General features: G+C 39.9%; 19 protein-coding genes, 1 tRNA gene and 1 pseudogene. 19 read left to right on the top strand and 2 right to left on the bottom strand.

Features of this window, described 5'->3' with window-relative positions; genetic code table 11:
- Positions 1 to 115: 115 nt before the first annotated feature.
- From CBS1_RS02430 to CBS1_RS02370, 13 genes are all read left to right on the top strand, one after another.
- Entirely contained in the window at positions 116 to 715 is a 600-nt protein-coding gene (locus CBS1_RS02430; RefSeq protein WP_090221885.1) for a thymidine kinase, read from the top strand.
- Positions 712 to 2,514, top strand: a complete 1,803-nt coding sequence (locus CBS1_RS02425) for a 5'-nucleotidase C-terminal domain-containing protein (RefSeq protein WP_090221886.1) — start codon at positions 712 to 714, stop codon at positions 2,512 to 2,514. The genes CBS1_RS02430 and CBS1_RS02425 overlap by 4 nt, the downstream gene beginning before the upstream one ends.
- A gap of 174 nt (positions 2,515 to 2,688) precedes the next feature.
- The gene (metG, locus tag CBS1_RS02420) at positions 2,689 to 4,656 is read left to right on the top strand and encodes a methionine--tRNA ligase (RefSeq protein ID WP_090221888.1); all 1,968 of its coding nucleotides are present in this window, start codon (positions 2,689 to 2,691) and stop codon (positions 4,654 to 4,656) included.
- An 81-nt stretch (positions 4,657 to 4,737) separates the two neighbouring features.
- Positions 4,738 to 7,188, top strand: coding sequence for a DNA gyrase subunit A (gene gyrA, locus CBS1_RS02415; RefSeq protein WP_176759471.1), 2,451 nt, complete (start codon positions 4,738 to 4,740; stop codon positions 7,186 to 7,188).
- Between the two features lies 1 nt (position 7,189).
- Positions 7,190 to 7,630, top strand: coding sequence for an archease (locus CBS1_RS02410; protein ID WP_164969235.1), 441 nt, complete (start codon positions 7,190 to 7,192; stop codon positions 7,628 to 7,630).
- Positions 7,627 to 8,223, top strand: coding sequence for a transcriptional repressor LexA (lexA, locus tag CBS1_RS02405; protein WP_090221893.1), 597 nt, complete (start codon positions 7,627 to 7,629; stop codon positions 8,221 to 8,223). Before CBS1_RS02410 ends, lexA begins: the two co-directional genes overlap by 4 nt.
- Positions 8,224 to 8,264: 41 nt before the next feature.
- Positions 8,265 to 8,600 carry an STAS domain-containing protein gene (locus CBS1_RS02400; protein WP_090221895.1) on the top strand — a complete coding sequence of 112 codons (336 nt, stop codon included), beginning with the start codon at positions 8,265 to 8,267 and terminating at the stop codon, positions 8,598 to 8,600.
- 36 nt (positions 8,601 to 8,636) lie between these two features.
- A complete protein-coding gene (locus tag CBS1_RS02395) occupies positions 8,637 to 8,972 on the top strand; it encodes an STAS domain-containing protein (protein ID WP_090221897.1) in 336 nt (111 codons plus the stop codon).
- A 42-nt stretch (positions 8,973 to 9,014) separates the two neighbouring features.
- Positions 9,015 to 9,452 carry a ribose 5-phosphate isomerase B gene (gene rpiB / locus CBS1_RS02390; RefSeq protein WP_033190869.1) on the top strand — a complete coding sequence of 146 codons (438 nt, stop codon included), beginning with the start codon at positions 9,015 to 9,017 and terminating at the stop codon, positions 9,450 to 9,452.
- Positions 9,453 to 10,436: a histone deacetylase family protein gene (locus CBS1_RS02385; RefSeq protein WP_090221899.1), complete on the top strand. Its 984-nt coding sequence runs from the start codon at positions 9,453 to 9,455 to the stop codon at positions 10,434 to 10,436.
- Positions 10,437 to 10,477: 41 nt separating this feature from the next.
- Entirely contained in the window at positions 10,478 to 10,921 is a 444-nt protein-coding gene (locus tag CBS1_RS02380; RefSeq protein ID WP_033190871.1) for a GatB/YqeY domain-containing protein, read from the top strand.
- Between the two features lie 5 nt (positions 10,922 to 10,926).
- Positions 10,927 to 11,901, top strand: a complete 975-nt coding sequence (locus CBS1_RS02375) for a radical SAM protein (protein ID WP_241685578.1) — start codon at positions 10,927 to 10,929, stop codon at positions 11,899 to 11,901.
- Between the two features lie 22 nt (positions 11,902 to 11,923).
- Entirely contained in the window at positions 11,924 to 12,583 is a 660-nt protein-coding gene (locus CBS1_RS02370; RefSeq protein WP_090221902.1) for a hypothetical protein, read from the top strand.
- Positions 12,584 to 12,603: 20 nt separating this feature from the next.
- Here the strand turns inward: CBS1_RS02370 and CBS1_RS02365 are convergent.
- Positions 12,604 to 12,691: transfer RNA gene (locus tag CBS1_RS02365), tRNA-Ser, on the bottom strand.
- A gap of 93 nt (positions 12,692 to 12,784) precedes the next feature.
- Here CBS1_RS02365 and CBS1_RS02360 point away from each other — a divergent pair.
- The 5 genes and pseudogenes from CBS1_RS02360 to CBS1_RS02340 all read left to right on the top strand — a co-directional run bounded on the left by CBS1_RS02360 (position 12,785) and on the right by CBS1_RS02340 (position 16,686).
- A complete protein-coding gene (locus tag CBS1_RS02360; RefSeq protein ID WP_033190873.1) occupies positions 12,785 to 13,474 on the top strand; it encodes a response regulator transcription factor in 690 nt (229 codons plus the stop codon).
- A complete protein-coding gene (locus tag CBS1_RS02355; protein ID WP_090221904.1) occupies positions 13,449 to 14,675 on the top strand; it encodes a histidine kinase dimerization/phospho-acceptor domain-containing protein in 1,227 nt (408 codons plus the stop codon). The genes CBS1_RS02360 and CBS1_RS02355 overlap by 26 nt, the downstream gene beginning before the upstream one ends.
- Before the next feature lie 120 nt (positions 14,676 to 14,795).
- Positions 14,796 to 15,188: pseudogene (gene tnpA / locus CBS1_RS10885) on the top strand (IS200/IS605 family transposase).
- Positions 15,173 to 16,396 carry an RNA-guided endonuclease InsQ/TnpB family protein gene (locus tag CBS1_RS02345; RefSeq protein WP_128998099.1) on the top strand — a complete coding sequence of 408 codons (1,224 nt, stop codon included), beginning with the start codon at positions 15,173 to 15,175 and terminating at the stop codon, positions 16,394 to 16,396. The pseudogene tnpA and the gene CBS1_RS02345 overlap by 16 nt, the downstream one beginning before the upstream one ends.
- 59 nt (positions 16,397 to 16,455) lie before the next feature.
- The gene (locus CBS1_RS02340; protein ID WP_033190876.1) at positions 16,456 to 16,686 is read left to right on the top strand and encodes a hypothetical protein; all 231 of its coding nucleotides are present in this window, start codon (positions 16,456 to 16,458) and stop codon (positions 16,684 to 16,686) included.
- Between the two features lie 86 nt (positions 16,687 to 16,772).
- Here CBS1_RS02340 and CBS1_RS02335 read toward each other — a convergent pair whose 3' ends face one another.
- Positions 16,773 to 18,116 (bottom strand): cyclic 2,3-diphosphoglycerate synthase, encoded by a 1,344-nt coding sequence (locus tag CBS1_RS02335; RefSeq protein WP_033190877.1) that lies wholly within the window; start codon positions 18,114 to 18,116, stop codon positions 16,773 to 16,775.
- 314 nt (positions 18,117 to 18,430) lie between these two features.
- On the opposite strand from CBS1_RS02335, the gene CBS1_RS02330 reads away from it, so the two are divergent.
- Entirely contained in the window at positions 18,431 to 19,618 is a 1,188-nt protein-coding gene (locus CBS1_RS02330; RefSeq protein ID WP_033190878.1) for a sugar ABC transporter substrate-binding protein, read from the top strand.
- Positions 19,619 to 19,718 lie beyond the last annotated feature (100 nt).

Raw genomic sequence — 19,718 nt, 5'->3', positions numbered from 1 at the left:
AGGCTTTGTAACTTTGTCGACAAAAATCAAATTTTATGGTAATATATTTAAAGAAGTTCGATAAAAACCTTTCAAAAAGTAGATTATCAAAAACAGGGGGAGTGCCTTTTTAGTTATGACCACTGTAGGAAAATTAACAGTAATCACAGGTCCCATGTACTCTGGTAAGACGACAGAACTTCTTAATTTTGCTGAGATTTATGAAATTGGTAGGAAAAAAACGCTCATTTTCAAACCGGCGATTGATACACGTTACAGTGCGGATGATGTTGTAACTCACAAATTTCACAAAATGCCTGCACGAGTTGTGAAGGACACAAAGGAGTTGTTCGAGTATTATCAGACGCTGAAAGAGAAGCCGGATGCGGTCTTTATAGACGAGGTCCACTTTTTTGACGCGGAACTGGCCGTTATAGTTAAGGAAATAGCCTTGGATGGAGTGGATGTTTATTGTGCCGGACTGGACATGAGCTATTTATGGGAACCTTTTGAGACAACAGCAAAATTAATGGCTTTGGCTGACGAAGTAATCAAGAAAAAGGCAGTCTGCGAGGTGTGTGGTGAGTACAAAGCAACACTATCGTACAAGCTGAAAAGTAACGGTGGTGTTTTCGATGTAGGTGGAAAGGATAAATACATTGCCGTTTGTAAGGAGTGTTACGAAAGGTATGAGAAAAATGGTGAAATCAGAGATAACAAGGAGGGAAGAGCATGAGAAAAAGTAGGATTATTGTTATACTGTCGATCCTAACACTTTTTGCGGTTTTTGTTTTCGCCCAGACCACTTCAGCTACGGTATCCATTATCCATACGGCGAACGTTTATGGAAATGTCCTACCTTTTAATTACTTCACAAGCACTTATGAACCAAAAGGTCTAGTGCAGATATACTCTTACGTTAACCAGCTCCGTCAGGCAAATTCAGATTTGTTGCTAGTCGATACCGGAAACTTGTTTTATGGTAGCCCTTTCGGTGATTATTTTGTGGAGAAAAATATCCTTGAGAATCCCGTTGTTTCTTTGTTTAACCAGATCGGGTACGATGTGTTTGTCCCTGGTACATTTGAACTAGGACTTGAGCGAAAACAATTTGAAAACACCTTAAAAAGTCTAAAACCGTATGTTCTTGCTGCTAATTTGACTAATAAATTCGATTTTGTCAAAAATTATTATGTTAAAGTTTTCTCAAAAGGTGTAAAGGTTGCTACGATTGGAGTTGTTCCACCATATGGAAATTTGGTCTCTTCAGACTACATCAGTAAAATCAGAACAACAATACAGACCTTAAAAACTGAAGTTGCTCCAGATATTATCATCCTTGCAACCAGCGGTGGAATCAACTACGATCCAGTTACTGGAAAGCAAATAGCATTACAAAGCAGACTCAACATCGGTGACGTATTGATTAAGGAATTTGGCAAAGATGTGGATATTTTCCTTTTTGGTAATCAAGCGATTGTCTATGCAAATGTCAATAAAGAGAACAAAGTGTTTTCGCTTCCGGGTAGCGAAGGAGCCTCTGTTAATCGAATAGATATAACACTTTCACAAAAGGCTGGTAAATGGAAAATCAGCAAGGTATCAATACAGAATGTCAACGTAGGAAAAATAAAACCAGTAGAGAATGTGTTAAGCTGGGCTCAACAGTTTGAACCACAAGTTGAAAAATGGTTGAACGAGCCTGTTTTGAATTCAACAGAAACGATAGGATTCAACAAATACATGGCTATTTTAGAAGATTCTTTAATTACAGAGCTTGTTAATAAATCGATAATTGAATATACAAAATCTCACATAGGAATATGGAATGTATTTAGCCCAAATTTCGAAGGTTTTGTTGAAGGTGATATTACAAGGAAGGATCTTTATGCCATTGTTGGTAAGACAACCACGGTGAAGACACTGCGGTTAACAGGGAAGCAAGTAAAGGATATTATCAAGAACGGTTTAACTTTGCTCTCATTTAAGGATGGTAAGGTTATTTTTGAAAAATCACTTGTAAGTTCTCCATGGATTTACGATATATTTGAGAACATAAATTACGAGGTCGTACTGAACAAGAAAGATGTGAGAAAACTGGAATTCATGAGTAAACCAGTTGATGATAACGATGTGTTTGTTGTTTCCGTTCCAACGATAAGGACCTATGGTCAAAACGCGATTATTGATGGAACAGTGCTGAGCGAGCTTGAAGTGCCTGTTCAGAATATTCTTTTTGCACAGATTAAGAAAATCTTGGATGGAAACGTTTTGAACATCAAGGAAGACAATAACAGGGTTTCATTAGTACAGCTTGCTTATACTGTGAAACCGGGCGATACATTAGCCCAGATAGCTTATAGATTGGGCGTCGCAACTTCAGATGAAGAATTACCGCTTGCTATTGTTGAACTCATGACACTCAACCCTATTATCAAAAACCCAAACCTTATTCGACCCGGTTGGGAAATTGTTTACTACAAGAAGTATCTGGATCTTATACCGCCTTTGAAGGAGCTATTTGAAGCCAAATAATCGAATATTTCCGAGAAAAAGCAAACAGACGCGAGGTGGAGCCAACGGTTTTTCCACCTCGCGTTTTTAATACGAAGAGCCCTGTATGTTTTCACAAGCTTCACACACGTTTACGTAAGGTGTGGTATAATAATTTAAGAATCTTAGAAAACCAATTTTTTGGAGGTGCCAGATGTGAAGAAATTCTATATTACCACCCCTATTTACTATGTTAATGCAGAACCGCACATTGGAAGCTCTTATACAACTATTGTCGGAGACATCTTTGCTCGTTTTAAGAGAATGATGGGTTACGATGTTTTTTATTTAACGGGAACCGATGAACATGGGCAGAAAATAGCACAAGCTGCAAGGGAGAAAGGCGTTGAACCACAACAGCTGTGCGATGAACTAGCTCAAAAGTTTAAAGAACTTTGGAGAGAACTCGAAATTACCAACGATTATTTCATCAGAACAACCGATGAAAACCATATGAAAACCGTGCAGTACTTTGTTGCCAAGATGATGGAAAACGGAGACGTGTACAAAGGAACCTATGAAGGCTGGTACTGTGTACCTTGTGAGACATATTGGAATGAAGACGAGCTCGAACACACAGAAGATGGTAAACACGTATGTCCATCTTGTAAACGTGAGGTGCAATTGATTAAAGAGGAAAATTACTTCTTTAGACTGTCCAAATACAATGACGCACTTTTAAAACATTTCAGGGAAAATCCGGATTTTGTCGAACCTGACTTCCGCCGAAACGAGATGCTAAAGATTCTTGAATCCGGGTTGAAAGACCTTTCGATTACACGTACGACATTGAAATGGGGCATTCCTATGCCAGATGATCCAGAGCACGTGATATATGTTTGGGTTGATGCTCTGATAAATTACGTCTCTGCAATAGGGTATCCAGATGATATGGAATCTTTCAACAAGTGGTGGCCTGCTGATGTGCATCTTATTGGTAAGGAGATCAACAGGTTTCATAGCCTGATTTGGCCTGCAATGCTTATGTCTGTTGGACTACCATTGCCAAAGAAAATTTTCGCACACGGTTGGCTGACAGTAAATGGTCAGAAGATAAGTAAGTCGCTTGGAAATGCGATAGATCCTAGGGAATACGTCAAAAAGTATGGTAATGACGTTGTTAGGTACTACCTTGTCAGGGACATTATGTTCGGTAAAGATGGCGATTTCTCAGAGGAAAACCTGATCAAAAGGCTCAATTCAGACCTTGCAAACGATTACGGAAATCTATTACATCGAACCTTGGCGATGATCGTAAAACATTTCGATTCACAAATCCCAGGAATTGGCGAACTGGAAGAAATAGACAAGAATTTGGTAGAAAACTATGAGAAAACAAAACGAATGTACATCGAACTTATGGATAAATACAGAATTACCGAAGCTCTCGACGTGCTATGGCAGTTCATTGGCGATTTGAACAAGTACTTCGATGAGACAAAGCCGTGGGTACTTGCTAAGGAAGGTAATAAAGAAAGGCTTGGGACGATTCTTTCGCTCGTTACCGAGAGTATATTCAAAGTAGCAACTCTGGTGTCTTGCGTGATGCCAAATTCTTCAAAGGAAATTTATAGTAGACTTTCAGTAAGTGAAGCGTTCTCAGAAAAGCTCTTAGAAGGCTGGAACATACTTAAAGGTAACAAAGTTATCCACGGCGAACCTCTTTTTAAGAAGATAGAAAAAACGCAAAAAGAAACTGAAAAAGTACAACAACCTCAAAAACAGGGGGAGAAAACTATGGAAAAACAGGAAAAGGTTGCCGGTCAGGTTGGAAGTGAAAATGTTGTGTCTGTGGAGGAACTTATAGATATAGATTATTTCAAAAAAGTAGACCTGAGAGTTGCAAAGGTGTTAGCAGCAGAAAAAGTTGAAAAATCTGAAAAATTAGTCAAGTTGCAGATTGACCTTGGTGAACTTGGAACAAGGCAGATTGTTGCTGGGATTGCTCAGTTCTACAAACCAGAAGAACTCGTAGGGAAATTGATAGTTGTCGTTGCGAATTTAAAACCAGCAAAGCTTATGGGAATTGAATCAAGGGGTATGCTTCTTGCTGCGAAGAAAAACGATAAGCTTACATTGCTAACAGTCTCAAGTGAAATAGAACCGGGGGCAAAGATTTCTTAGTTGAACTGAACTTTTTCAATTATGTTAGGTAAAACTATAGGGAGGTAATTTCCAGTGGACGAAAAAGAAGTAAAAGAAACGTTGCCCAGCAATGAATCCAACGAGAATAACAATTCAAACGTGATAGAACGCATACTGGAAGAAGAGCTTGTTAAGTCTTACTTGAGCTACTCAATGAGCGTTATCATCGGTCGAGCCATACCGGATGTAAGGGATGGGCTTAAGCCGGTTCAACGAAGGATACTGTACTCAATGTATGAACTTGGATTGCTCCATAACAAGCCATTTAAGAAGTCAGCGCGTATCGTTGGTGAAGTCATGGGTAAGTACCACCCGCATGGTGATGCTGCGATATACGAAGCTCTTGTGAGAATGGCCCAGCCCTGGTCAATGAGATACCCTCTTGTTGAAGGTCAAGGAAATTTCGGTTCTGTTGACCGCGATCCACCCGCTGCGATGAGGTACACCGAGGCGAGGCTACATAAGATTGCCGAAGAAATGCTTGAGGACATTGATAAATCAACGGTGCGCATGCTTGATAACTTCGATGGTTCACTGCAAGAACCAGAAGTGCTGCCATCAAAGATACCAAATCTACTTCTAAATGGCGCAAGTGGTATTGCAGTCGGAATGGCAACGAGCATACCAACGCACAATCTAAACGACGTAGTTGATGCAATAATCGCAGTTATTAAAAAACCAGATATATCCATAGAAGAGTTAATAGACGTGATAAAAGGTCCGGACTTCCCAACAGGTGGAATCATAATAGGTAAGTCCGGTATTAGGGAAATGTACGTTACCGGAAAGGGAAGCTTCACAGTTAGGGGAAAGGTAGAGATTAAACAGGACAAGAAGAAAAAGTCTATTATTATCACTGAGATTCCTTATGGTGTAAGTAAAGCCGACTTGATAAATCAGATTGCAAGTTATCTGCAAGAAGAAGAAGTTCCTGTTAAGGACTTGAGGGATGAAAGTGATAAAGAAGGACTTAGGATCGTCATTGAATTTCCGGAAGACATAAATGAAGATGTCATCTTAAACAATCTCTACCAAAAGACAAGTCTTCAGACACGTTTTAACGCCACATTCCTTGTTATCGATGCCGATAAACAGCCGAAATTAATGAACTTAAAACAACTCATAGAAGCGTACATAAAACACAGGTTTGAGGTAATCAGGAAGAGGACACAGTATGCATATCAGCAAGATTCTCGTAGAGCGCACATTCTCGAAGGGCTCATTAAGGCTTCAAGGTCTATCGATACGGTGGTTGACATAATTAGAAATGCGAAAGATACCGCAGACGCCATGTCTCAGCTCATGGAAATACTACAGATGACAGAAGAACAAGCAAAGGCCGTGCTTGATATGAGGCTCGGCAGGTTGACCAACCTTGAAACGCAGAATCTCCAATCCGAATACAGGGAAGTCCTTGTAAGACTTGAAAAGGAAAAAGAACTCTTAATGAGCGATGAAAAGGTGTATGAAGTAATAGTTCAGGAATTACTCGAGCTTAAGAACAAATATGCAGATGAAAGGAGAACAGAGATTACAGAATATGAAGAAGTAATCACAAAATTTGATAAGAAAGACCTTATACCAAACAAGGACGTCGTTATGACACTCACACGAAAAGGTTTCCTAAAACTTATGGACTTAAATGCATTTAGAACACAAAGAAGAAACGGCAAAGGTGTCACTGGTGCGAATCTAATGGATGACGATATCATATCTCAAATCATCTACACGAAACTACATAACAAGACACTCTTCTTTACCTCACAGGGAAAAGTCTATGAAATCGAAAACATAGATATAGAAGAAAGCAGCAGGGCTACAAAAGGAAAACCAATTACCAAGTACATCAAACTTGAGCCAAATGAAAGAGTTCTTGCTATGATGGATATTTCGGATTACACTGGGGATTTGTTATTCGTCACAAAGAACGGCGTTGTGAAGCGAACCAGTTTAGAAGATTTCAGGAACATCACGTCAAAAGGTATAAGAGCTATTACCTTTAGAGATGGGGACGAACTTGTTTCCGTTTTGCGTGTAGAGTATGAAGAAAGTACAGTATTGATCTCTACCAAACTTGGTATGAGTATAAGATTCCCTGTTGATGAGGTTAGGACCATGGGAAGAAATGCCGCAGGTGTTAGGGGGATCAAGTTACGGGAAGGAGACCAAGTAGTCTCAGCCACAATCTTGAACGACGACACTGGATACATACTAACGATAACTGAAAAAGGCTTTGGAAAGCTTACGGAAGCAAGTGAGTACAGGAAACAATCCCGGGATGGACTGGGAATCAAAAATATAGGAGAAGTGGAAAAAACAGGATCCGTTGTTGGAGTTGCTTATGTAAAGGGAGACGAAGAAGTTGTGGTCTTTACAAAAGACGGAGCTTCTATAAAGTTCAAAGTGGCAGATGTGCCACCAAGGGGAAGAGTTGCTCAAGGTGTTAAGATAATCCACTTAGCTGATGGTGATATGGTAGCAGATTTCGCAGTTATAGGTGGTGAAGAATAACTTGTTTAGAGAAATTTCTCATACAGCTGATCTTGCATATGAAATAGTAGCTAAAGACTTAACAGAGTTGTTAAATGACATTGTTCAGATAATTATGGAGAATTCAGATTTTTCGGAAGGTTATAACGGCAATGCTTCAAAATCGCTGTCACACCTTTTTAAGGAATGTAGTAAGAAAGACAACAAAGATTTGCAAAACGTTATAAAAAAATGTTATAATATCAGCGACGCAAACAAAGAAGGGTTTATAGATGACTTGTTTGATGCTGTTAACGATATAATTTCAACGGTTGACCGTGGATACCTTCCAGTGAAAGTTGAAAATCAGTGTGTTTATTTTACAAAAAGGCGGGTTGCGCTACGAATTAAAGCACTGACATACCACGGATTGCAAGTTGAATTTGGTGAGAAAATAACCCTAAGGGTGGTGTTCGATGTATGAGGGAATTAACCGAAAGACAACAGCAGGTTTATGAATTCATCAAAGAATACATAACAATAAAAGGCTTCGCACCTTCCATCAGGGACGTCGCACGCCATTTCAAAATGACTCCCAGAGGTGCACAACAACATATCATAGCACTTGAGAAGAAGGGGTACATAAAGCGTTCCAAGGGTGCGCGAGCTATAACACTTGCCGATCGCAAGGAAAGTATAGTCGTCCCTGTAAAGGGAAAAATTGCCGCTGGTCAGGCGATAGAGATGTTCGAAGAAGTTGATGAGGAGATCGAAGTGCCTATCGAGATGCTCCGCGGCTATGGTGAATACTTCGCGCTTAAAGTTCAGGGGGACAGTATGACGAACGCTCATATAATTGATGGTGATTATGTGATACTAAAAAAACAGTACACAGCAGAAAACAACTCGATAGTGGCTGCTGTCGTTGATGACAAAATAACTCTCAAAAGATTCATATTGAAAGATAGTGTTGTTGAACTTGTTCCAGAAAACGAATCATATCCTATTATGAGGTACGACCCAAAGAAAGTAAGGATTATCGGAAAAATGGTAGGACTGATAAGGATCGTAAGGTAAACTAGGTTACTTTGACAGTTGTTTCGAGGAAGGTGTTGAAAATGGAAAAGAGAATGATGGGGGATATTGTAAAATTTGTACTTCCGGAGGAACTTGAATTAACAAATGCGCAGGAAATTAAAAGGAGGATATACGAAGAAACTTTTGAAAAAGGTTTTAAGAAAGTAATTCTGGACTTTTCCAAAACCAGATACATTGATTCCACGGGACTGGGCGTGATGGTTGCGATACACAAACAAGCGTTAATGAATGCAGGAGCCGTAGCTTTTTTAAATCTCGATAATAACATTAAGAACCTCCTTAAAATGACTGCGCTTGATAGGATATTGAATATATTCGATAATGAAAACGAAGCTCTTGAATTTCTGAACAAATAGGAGTTCTTTAAACTTTACAGAAGGAGGTAGGGATTTATGTACACATTCACTGAACAATTCGGTGTAGCTATCGTTTCTCTTGAAGGTGACATAACTATGCAAAACGCTATGACCTTGAGGAACTGGGTGGTTGACAACCTTATTAAAAAGGGTAAATCAAAGATCGTATTCGATTTCACAAGAGTAAATTTCGTTGACAGCTTTGGATTGGGAACTTTTGTGAGTTTACATAAAACAGCGTTATCCGCAAATGGAGCTATTGCTTTCGCTAGCGTCAACGATAATGTAAAAAAACTCCTTGCTATGACTGCCCTAGACAAAGTAATTAGAGTCTTTCCATCAGCCATGGAAGCGGTTAATTCTATTAAGTAGTCTTTGAGCAACTACATTAGATAATCCAGGAGTGCGATTGTGATGAAAATAGCAATAGGTAGTGATCATGCTGCTTTCGAGTTGAAAGAAAGGGTAAAAGAACACCTTCAAAAGTCTGGTATCGAAGTGATCGACTGTGGGACATATTCTATAGAAAGTGTGGATTATCCTGATTATGCAAAGCGGGTTGCTGAAAAAGTTACAAACAAAGAATGCGATTTTGGAATTCTTATGTGTGGAACAGGTATAGGAATGTCAATTGCGGCAAACAAAATCAAAGGCATTCGCGCTGCGCTTTGCCTGTTTCCAGAAATGGCTATTTACGCGCGCAAACATAACGACGCAAATATCTTAGTTCTTCCAGGAAGGCTTATGGGAATCGAGTTAGCAAAGTGGACTGTTGATGCTTTCTTGAGTTCCTCTTTCGAAGGTGGAAGGCACGAAAGAAGAGTCAAGAAAATCGAGGAGCTCGAAAAATAAATGGCGAATGAAAAAAAGGCGAGTTTATATTTCTGTGCCGAACTAAATGAATACTTTATTCCTAAGAAGGAAATCGATAATGGAAGGTTCATAAGAAATCCTGAAAGACCGAGCAGGTTAAAACTTGTTTTGGATTATATCCAGGAACGGTTCCAGGAGATACAACCAACTGAGTTCAGCGAAGAGCATATTTTGAAGGTTCACAGTGAGAAGTACTTTAATTACATCGTCAAGAAGTCGCAGGAGGTAGATGAAGAATACCTGCCAGAGGTATTCTTCGTTGATCCTATATTTGATACAGGAACGCCAATAAGAAGAGAAACGTTTTCAGCGGCAAAAAGAGCTGTAGATGTGGTACTAAGCGCAACGAAATATGCAGTTGACAACAAGACACCAACGTATGCTCTTACGCGACCACCGGGCCACCATGCGATGACTGATTTTGGTGGTGGATATTGTTATTTTAACAACGTGGCAATTGCTGCAAAGTTCTTAGAAGAAAAAGGAATGAGAATTGCCATTCTGGATTTAGATTTCCACCACGGCAATGGGACTCAAGACATATTTTACAAAGACCCCAATGTACTTTACGTTTCCATACACGGTGATCCAAAAAGGTTCTATCCCTGGTTCAGTGGCTATGAAACAGAACGTGGTGAAGGTAAAGCGTATGGAACAAATTTAAACATTCCCCTACCCGGAAATACGGATATAGAGATGTACAAAGAGGCACTAAAACGGGCCATTCAAAAGATACAAGATTTCAAACCAGATGCACTCATGATTTCCCTTGGTACCGATACACACGTAAAAGACCCTGTTGGAAAGTTTTCTCTTTTGTCGCAGGATTTTAAGAAGATAGGTGTTTTGATAACAAGCTCTTTGGAAATTGATTATTTGGTCATTGTACATGAAGGTGGATACAATCCAAAGTCTAACCTCAGTGCAGTAAAAAACTTCCTTGCTGGTCTGTTTGGAGATTAGCTCAACTTCGGAACTAACTTAAAGATAAGGGGAGGAGTACAATGGCACTTAAAGAAAAGATACTCAACGATATGAAGGAAGCTATGAAGAATAAAGATGAGATCAGACTAAGAGTTTTGAGGTCGATAAAAACGGCTATTGGATATTTTGAAGTAGAAGGAGAGAAAAGAGAAGCAACAGATGAAGATGTGCAAAAGCTCATACTCAAAGAAATAAAGAAACGCCAGGAATCTATAGAGGCTTACAGACAAGCAGGTAGAGAAGATCTGGCAAAGGCCGAAGAGGAAGAGCTTAAGATACTTGAAGAGTACGCTCCGAAGATGCTTTCCAAGGAAGAGATAAAACAAATTGTATCATCTGTGATATCGGAGTTAAACGCTACGCAGAAAGATTTCGGAAAGGTTATGAAAGAAGTCATGGCAAGAATTAAAGGTTCTGCCGATGGAAAACTCGTGAACGAAGTTGTAAAGGAGCTACTTAAGTGAAGCAAATGGATTTTCAACAGAAAGATTTGGAAAGAAGACCAAAGATTTATCCTGTGTTCCTTCCAAATCTTGGTTGTCGGACGCGATGCATTTACTGTAATCAATCTATAATGACAGGTGAAACACTTCCAGACCTTAAAGAAATTGCGCAAAGCCTTCAAAACTTAACCGACGTGGATGAAATAGGGTACTATGGCGGTACCTTTACAGGTTTGAAACCCGAACTGATGGAAAAATTGCTTTCAATAAGACCTGATATACCAAAGAGGATATCCACTAGACCTGACGTTATCGATGAACATGTAGTTGAAATTCTAAAGCGTTGGAATGTGAAAACTGTTGAACTGGGAGTCGAAAGTATAGATGACGAGGTATTGAAAAATTCTAAGCGAAATTATACTGGTGCTGACGTTCTCAGAGCAATTTCACTTCTTAAAGACAGGTTCGAAGTCATAGCGCACCTTATGACCGGTCTTCCCAGTGACACCAGAGCTAAAGATTTAGAGAGCGTTCGGATTCTTATTAACACGGGTGTAAGTTTGTTCAGAATACATCCCACAATTGTTTTTAAAGATACCGAACTGGAAGTACTTTTTAAGCAAGGTTTGTATAAGCCGCAAACTCTTGATGAAGCTGTAAATATCTTAGCCGAAATGGTGATTTTCATCGAAGGTCACAATGGGAAAGTCATTAGACTTGGATATCATATTCCGCAGTCGCAATTAAAGTACGTTGCTGCCGGTCCCTATCATCCTTCATTTGGAGATATGGTACGTAGCCGTGTGGTTAGAATGATTGTGGAGAGGTTTGGTGTAAAAGAGATTGCTTATAGTCGGAGGTTTACGTCTTGGGTAAAAGGATATGGGAACGATAAGATGAGTGTCTCTTTTTTGGAAATCTCCGATGAAGATGGTATATTCCTGGACGGTACGCCATTCTCAGATATGCTAAGAAGGTATTCTGAGAGCATAAAGTATTGACAATTCATATTGAGGTGGTTGAATGCAAGAACTGATATTTTGGTTGATATTTTCAGTAGTAGCGGCAACCTTAATATTCACACAGGTAGCCATAACTGTACCAAAACCCGTAGTGTCTCAACCTTCAAAAGTTGAGCTACCTGATGTAGCAAAAAAAGATAATGATGTCCAGTTAATTTACGAAAATGAAGTTATCAGCGAGAAGTTGAGTAAACTTTCGCAAGAGAGAACTACTATCTATGCATTAGGCGAGTTCTCAGGGCCGGCCTTCAACGAAAAAAGCGTTAAGGAAGGTGCCTTGCAAGTAGCTTTCCAAGTTTTGATTTCAGAATTAGAGCTTTTGAAAAATAGCCTTCTGCAACAACTGAATTCTGTTCTTAAAGGAGAAAAAAATGAAGCGTTACTTGCAAGAACCGTTGAACTATTTGAACAGCTTTATCAGAGACTCCCGCTTGATGGTTCGTTGGCCGTAACGTATAAGATCTGGAGAAAGGGAAAGGGAGAGGTAACAACTTACTATTACCTCGTTCTATTTGATGACGAATATGCGAGGAGCTTGATAGAATCTATAGGTACGGATTTGGTTCAGCAACTGCAAGATTACGATATCTCCTTCAAAGAACTCTGGGAAGCAGCGTTGGCAGGCTATGCTAAACAAAAAAGTAAAGCTAGCGAAAAATAATTAGCTTAAATAATAAAAAATGGCGGAGGCGGTGGGACTCGAACCCACAAGGACCGTAAGGTCCACCGATTTTCGAGACCGGCTCCTTAGCCATTCGGACACGCCTCCATCCAGCAGTAGATAGTATACCATACCTTTTACAATTTTCAATATTTCAAAGCATACATAATTCATAGGTTCTTGAAATCTGAGGTGAGCTTCATGGCAAGGGTACCAAAGATAATGATTGTTGAGGACGATAGAAAGATTCGTAGATTACTTGAGATAGAGCTAGAACACGCGGGGTACGAAATAGCTTCATTCGACAATGGTATAGATGCGCTTGAAAACTTTAAGCAGTTCTCACCAGATTTGGTTATACTTGACATAATGTTACCAGACATGGACGGATATGAAATCGCCCAAAATTTGAGGAAGCTCAGTCCCGATGTTTTAATTTTGATGCTTACAGCACTCGGGATGAAAAAAGACAAACTTGCAGGTTTTGAATCAGGCGCAGACGATTACCTTACAAAGCCTTTTGATAACGAAGAACTCTTAGCCAGAGTAAGGGCACTTCTGAGGCGGAAACATATAGATATCTCTAAACCTTACAAAATAGGTTCTTTAGAAGTGTATGAAGATAAAAGAACTGTTTACTACAATAAAGAGGAAGTAGAATTAACAAAAACAGAATTTGAATTACTACTCTACCTTGTTAAAAACATTAATAGAACAGTGAGCAAAGAAGAGATACTTAACGCCGTTTGGGGTATTGATTATTACGGTTCTGACAATACTGTGGAAGTGTATATAAACTACCTTAGAAAGAAACTTTCACCAGATTTAATAAAAACAGTGAGAGGAATAGGTTACAGACTGGTCGGTGAAGAGCTTGAAACTAACCACTAAGTTAGCGCTTATAAATACTATTGCAACCGTTGTTCTTGTTTCTTTAGTTCTCGGTGTTACATACCTATACTTCTACAAGATGGCTATGAGACCCGTTCTGGAGGATTTTTCCAACCCAGGGAGGTTTGTAACTGTAATTTCTACACCATTTGGCAAGCAGTACATCGTGTTAAGATGGGATGTTTATGTTGCTGACTTGGAAGAAAAAGCTGTTATTAATGATCCTTTTGGGATAGGCTTAATTAATGAGGTGGGACTAAAGAAAATTGAAAACAGGTACTTCTATATGACCAGTGTTCAAAGTCTGATTATTGGGAAAGAAATAACACCAGTCATCAGATTTCTTGAAAATATAAGGAAACTTTTCGTTATCGCTATTTTGTTTCTCGCTTTAGGGGTGACTATACTCAGTTACTTTTTGACACGAAAGAACGTGAGAGAGTTAAAAGAATTCATATCCCAAATCGAGTCTCTTGGTGGTTCAGACGTTACTAAAAGAGTTGATATAACACCAAAGACCTATGAACTTAAGGAACTCGTTCAAAAATTCAACGAGCTGATGGAAAGGATAGAACGCTCGTATAAGGCGCAAGAATCTTTTGTTTCCGCTGTTTCACACGAATTGAGAACGCCAGTAGCAACGTTACTGGGATATGTGAATATGCTTAAACGTTGGGGTTTGAGAGACGAAAATGTTTTAAGAGAATCCGTAGAAGCAATAGAAGAGAGTAGCAGGGAGATAAAGCAGATAATTGAGAATATGCTTTTAATTGCAAGAGTAGAAAATCTAACACAGGAGAATATAGAATTAAGAGAATTTTGCGAGGATCTGATAAATCAGAAATTCAAGAATCGAAACTCAGAGCCTGTTGACATAGAAGTCCAAGGTGAAGGTATAATGAGGACCAATAAGGAAGGACTCGGCATAATCTTTACGATTTTACTCGATAATGCGCTAACTCACGGTGCTCCTCCTTACCTTATAGACATCAAGAACAACCAAATTGCAGTTGTTAACCACGGCGAAAAAATACCTGAAGAGCTTATTCCTAAGATTTTCGAGCGGTTTTTCAAGGGTGAGAAATCAAACGGTACAGGTCTGGGACTTTACATTGCAAATGAAATAGCCAAAAAGCTGAGCTTGGAGATAAAAGTTGAGAGCACAGAAGAAAAGACGGTTTTTAAAATCGTAAAGAACTGAACACGAAAAGCTCTAAAGTAGGATTATTTTTTGACAGTTCACCAACAAGCCCGCAAGCTACTCTCCTTTAGGGGAATAGTAAGAATTTGATTTTTTGTGCATGTAATAGTATAATTGTATATGGTGTTCGATAAGGGAATTCGTAAAACTCGCTGGAGCACGTATGATTTGAATTACCATTTTGTATGGATTACTAAATATCGCAAGCCATTCTTGCTCAACGAAATCAAAACCGAGCTTGAACGTATTATCTACTCAACGGCTAAAAATCATGAAATCACTGTCTTATCTCTCTGTCCAGCCAGACCACGTACATTTGTTCGTCTCTGCTCCTCCAAGACTCTCTCCTGCATTCATTATTAATTTGTTCAAAGGTGTTTCTAAATATCGGAGAAATTTCCACATCTGAGAACCAAAGAAGGACTATGGAGCAGAACATACTACGTTGGAAGCGCCGGGACTGTATCCGAGGAAACTATGAGGAGGTTCATAGAAGAGTGTCAAGATATGTGATACGAACATACAAAGTTCCTGTTCCTGCTGAATTGTATAATATGTGCAACGAACTCAACCAAACTGCAGCAAGAATCTACAATAAAACTCTTTCCCTTGTCAAGAAAATCAAACAAAAGAAAGACTTCTGGCTTTCTGAAAATAGCGCACAAAAGTTTATCCTTCGTTGGGCGTCTAACATCAACATCCATACTCACTCAAAACAAGCGTTCGTCCAACTATACTTCCAAGCACTCGATGGTTATTTTAAAGCCCTTAAGTTCAATCCTGAGGCAAAACCACCGTACAAAAGAAAAAAGTTCATACCCTTCATTTGGAAGGATAGTGCAATCAAACTCCTGGCCGATAGTAGATTGAGGCTATCCTTAGGCAAAGACAGAGAGCCTTTTGAGTTTCAAACAAGTCTGCCATCTGCTACAAAGATTAGACAAGCCAAGTTGGTGTATGAAGCAGGCAGATACTATCTTCACCTTGGAATAGAGGTGAAGATTGAAGAGCGCAAAGAAAAAGACACAAAGCTTGTAGCGGTAGATTTGGGCATACTCCGCCCCATTACATTCTTTGATGGTAAAGAAGTCGTTTCATATCACGGTGGTGCATTAAACCAGGTGCTTCGCTACAGGAACAAGGAACTGGCAAAACTGCAGTCAGCAATCAGCAAATGCAAAAAAGACTCAAGAAGGTACAGAAAGCTTCTAAGAGCAAAAAACAAACTGTTGAGAAAACTAAGCAACCAGCTGAACGATATACTACACAAAATCACGAGCCAATTTGTGGGGATGTGTTATCAAAAAGCAATAAGCACCATCGTGATAGGGGATGTCACAAACATTCGAGAAAGAGTAGAAGGCAACGACAACGCAATGCAAAAAGTGCATCAGTGGTGCTTTAGACGAATAACAAACCTAATAATGTACAAAGCGCAGGTGCACGGGATAAAAGTTGAGCAAATTTCAGAAAGTTATACAAGCAGAATGTGTCCGGTGTGTGGACAACAAAATCACTCAGAAGGTCGCAGGTACAAGTGTGCAAAATGTGGGTTTGAGTATCACAGGGATGGAGTAGGAGCAGTAAACATATATAAAAGGTATCTTGGCAGCAACCAAGTAGTAGCGGGATTGGCACCCGTCAAAGGTGTGAGGTTTAAGCCACACCTTTGTAGCCATGGAGTAAGCACTTCTCCATGGAAGGTAGCCTTGAGCTACTAAGAATCCCATCCCCTTTAGCGGATTGGGAGTGTCAAGATAAAGTTGTAGGGGTGAAGGGTATGACCATAGCAGGCGTGAATAGCGTTCTTGGTCCAGTTTATCCCCCAACAGTTGCAAGACCTGCAACTGTGGCATCAGCTACGGATGTTGCTCAGCAAGTTCAGCAAGCAAAAGAGCTTATGCTTAGAACTCTGGAATTCGCATTTTACAAACAGCAAGATATGAACTTAAAACTCGTGCGAATCGCTGGTGAATTGTTCCAGGGCAAGAACTTAGATGTGACCGTTTAGTTTAAAGGTAACACACGAATAAAGATAAGTAAAAACAACGGGTGCGTTTTTGCCACGCACCCGTTTGATTATTTACTCATCTCTAATCATTTCAAAAGCCCTTTTTCCTTGAGGAAATCTGTAAGGATCTGGTCAAGTGTTGGTTCTCCTATTTCTTGGAGTTCGTACCTGACCCTGACAGCAGGTTTGTTGAGTTTCATGACTCTTCTCAAGTCGATAGGTGTACCGATTATTACGACTTCTGCATCGGATTTGTTGATTGTCTCTTCAAGTTCTTTGATTTGCTTTTCGCCATAACCCATTGCTGGGAGTATGACATCGAGGTGGTTGTACTTCTTGTATGTCTCAACGATTGAACCAACTGCAAATGGCCTTGGATCAATAATTTCTCTTGCACCAAACCTCTTGGCTGCAACGTAGCCAGCGCCGTATCTCATTTCACCGTGCGTTAGAGTTGGACCATCTTCAACAACAAGCACCTTCTTACCTCTGATTAGTGATGGATCATCAACGAAAATTGGTGATGCAGCATCGACTACTATAGCATTAGGATTCCATTTTGCAATGTTCTTTCTAACCGTTTCGATATCTTCTCTGTTTGCTGTTTCTTCTTTATTTATTACTATAACGTCTGCCATGAGAAGGTTGGCCATTCCTGGGTAGTACGTAACCTCGTGACCGGGCCTATGTGGGTCTACTACAACGATGTGCAGGTCTGTTTTATAGAATGGGAAATCGTTGTTTCCTCCATCCCAAAGTATGATATCTGGGTTCTCTGCCTCAGCTGCTCTAAGAATTGCCTCGTAATCCACACCTGCGTAGATTACACTTTTTCTGTCGATGTGTGGTTCGTATTCTTCTCTTTCTTCAATTGTACAGTTGTGTTTGTCAAGGTCTGAATAATCTGCAAATCTCTGGACTTTTTGCGCTACCAAATCACCATATGGCATCGGATGTCTTATAGAAATTACCTTGAGTCCTTTGCTTCTCAAAATGTCAAGAACCCTTCTTGTTGTTTGGCTCTTTCCACAACCTGTTCTCACTGCACAAACAGAAACAACAGGTTTTGTTGACTCAATCATTGTTGAGTCAGGTCCCATAAGTTTAAAATCTGCACCTGCTGCAAGTGCAATTGCTGCTCTCTCCATTACGTATTGGTGTGGCAAGTCGCTGTAAGCAAGGATAACTTCATCTACATCGTACTTTTTAACGAGTTCTGGAAGCTTGGCTTCATCTTCGATAGGAATGCCATTTGGATAAAGTGGACCTGCAAGTTCGGCAGGGTAAATTCGACCTGCAATGTCTGGAATCTGTGTAGCTGTGAACGCTACAACCTCATAATCTGGGTTGTTCCTGAAGAACGTGTTGAAGTTGTGGAAATCCCTACCAGCTGCACCAAGGATAATAACTCTCCTTCTTTTCTTTTCCATGTTGTTCACCTCCGTTGACTTTGGCTGATGTAAGTTCATAGCATTAGAATTATACATGGCTTGTAGCTACATTTCAACACTAGGTATTCCGAATTATTACTGACAAATTCTTGCTTGCTGTTGTATCCTTTGGTATGCTCTGGTATGCTAAGGTATATTTTTGTGTGTATAGCGACGTATTCGGTAGAACTGATAAGAAACTTCAAACATTCATGGATTCTGTGGAAACTTTTCCAAAAATTGGTTCACTTTACCGTAAGTTGTAGTATAATATAAGAGGTTTCCACATCATCCTAAAAGGGGAGGTAGAGCGTATGAGAAAGTGGTTAACAGTAGTATTGGCAGTTCTTTTTGTTTTCTTGGCATTTGCTCAAGCCAAGAAGATTACCATTTGGACATCGGAAGCACAGGTTCCTATTCTCAAGAAACTTGCAGACCAGTACAAAGCAAAGTACGGTGTTCAGGTTGACGTTATTCAGGTGAACTTCGGAGATATTAAATCCAAATTCTTAACGGCAGCGCCAGCTGGTGAAGGTCCAGATATCATCGTTGGAGCACACGACTGGGTTGGTGAACTTGTTGTTAACGGTTTGCTTGAACCAATTAACCTTCCAGAAAAAGAAAAGTACTTCCCGGCACCTCTTCAAGGATTTACCTACAACGGTAAGATTTATGGTGTACCATATGCATTCGACGGTCCAGCACTAATGTACAACAAAGATTACGTACAGAAAGCGCCAGCAACATTCGATGAACTTATCGCACTTGCAAAGAAGATAGAAAAAGACTACGGCGGTGAAGTTAGGGGATTCATCTACGACTACAAGAACTTCTACTTCAGCTCGTTTGCATTCTTCGGCATGGGTGGATATGTTTTTGGAACAGACAAGAGTGGAAAAATCAATGTTAAAGATGTTGGCCTTGCGAATGCAGGAGCAATCGAAGGTCTGAAACTTATTAAGAAACTCGTTGATGAAAAGATACTCACATCTGGTGACAACTACAACACAATGGACGGTCTGTTCAAAGATGGTTTGGCAGCAATGATCATCAACGGTCCATGGGCAGTTCCAGGATATAAGCAAGCCGGTATAAACTTTGATGTTGCCCCAATTCCAGACCTTCCTGGCGGAAAGAAACCAAAGCCATTCTTCGGTGCACAAGGTTTCATGGTCAACGCAAAGAGCAAGAACAAACTCTTTGCGCTTGACTTCCTGACAAAATTCATCGCAACAAAAGATATTATGTACCAAATTTGGCAAGCAGACCCAAGGTGTCCATCCAGAACAGACGTCAACGAACTTGTTATGGCAAAGGATCCACTCACAAAGAAATTTGCTGACTTCCTTGGAAAATACGGTCTGCCAATGCCAAACGTTCCAGAAATGGCAGCAGTGTGGGGAGCAATGGGTGATGCTTTGGCTAAAGCACTCGACCAGGGTGTTCCAGCAGAAAAAGCACTTGCTGACGCAGTTGCTCAGATAAAGGCACAAATTAAGTAATTAAATAGAAAATCAGGGGCACGGGGGAATGCCCCCGTGCTTTTTCTTAATAAGATATAAATTTTCACGAAGAAAGAGTTAGAGTTACCAAGTTCCAGAA

The organism is Fervidobacterium changbaicum, assembly GCF_004117075.1.
GTDB lineage: Bacteria > Thermotogota > Thermotogae > Thermotogales > Fervidobacteriaceae > Fervidobacterium > Fervidobacterium islandicum.
The sequence above is the reverse complement of the archived record's forward strand: the minus strand, read 5'-3'. Positions and strand labels throughout refer to the sequence as shown.

Bases quoted from the DNA above. Each gene is read 5' to 3' on its own strand.
- CBS1_RS02430 (WP_090221885.1), top strand. From the start codon at position 116: ATGACCACTGTAGGAAAATTAACAGTAATCACAGGTCCCATGTACTCT.
- CBS1_RS02425 (WP_090221886.1), top strand. From the start codon at position 712: ATGAGAAAAAGTAGGATTATTGTTATACTGTCGATCCTAACACTTTTT.
- lexA (WP_090221893.1), top strand. From the start codon at position 7,627: ATGAGGGAATTAACCGAAAGACAACAGCAGGTTTATGAATTCATCAAA.
- CBS1_RS02400 (WP_090221895.1), top strand. From the start codon at position 8,265: ATGGAAAAGAGAATGATGGGGGATATTGTAAAATTTGTACTTCCGGAG.
- CBS1_RS02395 (WP_090221897.1), top strand. From the start codon at position 8,637: ATGTACACATTCACTGAACAATTCGGTGTAGCTATCGTTTCTCTTGAA.
- rpiB (WP_033190869.1), top strand. From the start codon at position 9,015: ATGAAAATAGCAATAGGTAGTGATCATGCTGCTTTCGAGTTGAAAGAA.
- CBS1_RS02385 (WP_090221899.1), top strand. From the start codon at position 9,453: ATGGCGAATGAAAAAAAGGCGAGTTTATATTTCTGTGCCGAACTAAAT.
- CBS1_RS02380 (WP_033190871.1), top strand. From the start codon at position 10,478: ATGGCACTTAAAGAAAAGATACTCAACGATATGAAGGAAGCTATGAAG.
- CBS1_RS02375 (WP_241685578.1), top strand. From the start codon at position 10,927: ATGGATTTTCAACAGAAAGATTTGGAAAGAAGACCAAAGATTTATCCT.
- CBS1_RS02370 (WP_090221902.1), top strand. From the start codon at position 11,924: ATGCAAGAACTGATATTTTGGTTGATATTTTCAGTAGTAGCGGCAACC.
- CBS1_RS02360 (WP_033190873.1), top strand. From the start codon at position 12,785: ATGGCAAGGGTACCAAAGATAATGATTGTTGAGGACGATAGAAAGATT.
- CBS1_RS02340 (WP_033190876.1), top strand. From the start codon at position 16,456: ATGACCATAGCAGGCGTGAATAGCGTTCTTGGTCCAGTTTATCCCCCA.
- CBS1_RS02335 (WP_033190877.1), bottom strand. From the start codon at position 18,116: ATGGAAAAGAAAAGAAGGAGAGTTATTATCCTTGGTGCAGCTGGTAGG.
- CBS1_RS02330 (WP_033190878.1), top strand. From the start codon at position 18,431: ATGAGAAAGTGGTTAACAGTAGTATTGGCAGTTCTTTTTGTTTTCTTG.